This is a genomic window from Polaromonas sp. P3_C2 (genome assembly GCF_056402675.1).
The window spans coordinates 1-684 of the sequence record NZ_JBFUGX010001184.1; the positions used below are offsets into that span (position 1 = coordinate 1).

Consider the following 684-nt stretch of genomic DNA (forward strand, 5'->3'; position numbering starts at 1 on the left):
GCGCTTGCCTTACCGGACTAGCAACGCCCTTCACGTCTCTGCCAAAGTTAAAACTGCGAATTACCAACCCCTTATGCGATCTCTGTTTTGGCGTATTTCTTTCATCAGCCTGCTGCTTCTTTGCACAAAATTCGCGCCTGCGGCTGGCTTGGGAGTCAACGACATACACCAGTTGGACGGCATTCAGGTAGATGACAAATCAGGCACCATTACGCTGGTTCTGGTCATTGACCGGCCACTGGAAGACGGCCTGACCAAACCACGCGCCATCCGCAAACTCAATGCCTATTCGGAATGGGTGCATAGCGCAGAGCTCGGCAAAGCTTTTCCTCACGCCAAAGCCGATCTGGGGATTCGCATACTTATCACGCATCCCAGGGCGCGCTCGGCCCTCGGCGAAGCTGTGCTATCGCAACTGGCCGGGCGCTGCAAAGACCTTCACTTCGAAGCGATATTCAGCCTGCGGGATACGAAATTGTGAAGCGCCTGCATAGGCGTATCCGATGATTTTGTGACGCACGGTCCTACGTGGGGGTGACCTCACCCTGCCACCCGATCCCGAATCTGCTGCAACGCCGCCGGGTCATCCATCGTCGTTAAATCCCCCGGGYCCCTGCCCTCGCACACSGCCTGGATCGCGCGGCGCAGCATCTTGCCGCTGCGGGTTTTTGGCAGCGCTAAAGC

Annotated in this window: 1 protein-coding gene; it reads left to right on the forward strand. The window is 57.3% G+C overall.

Features of this window, described 5'->3' with window-relative positions; genetic code table 11:
- Positions 1 to 481, forward strand: a 481-nt coding sequence (locus tag AC1DWI_RS25475; RefSeq protein ID WP_477726227.1) for a hypothetical protein, incomplete at its 5' end; no start/stop codon positions are given.
- Positions 482 to 684: the final 203 nt, after the last annotated feature.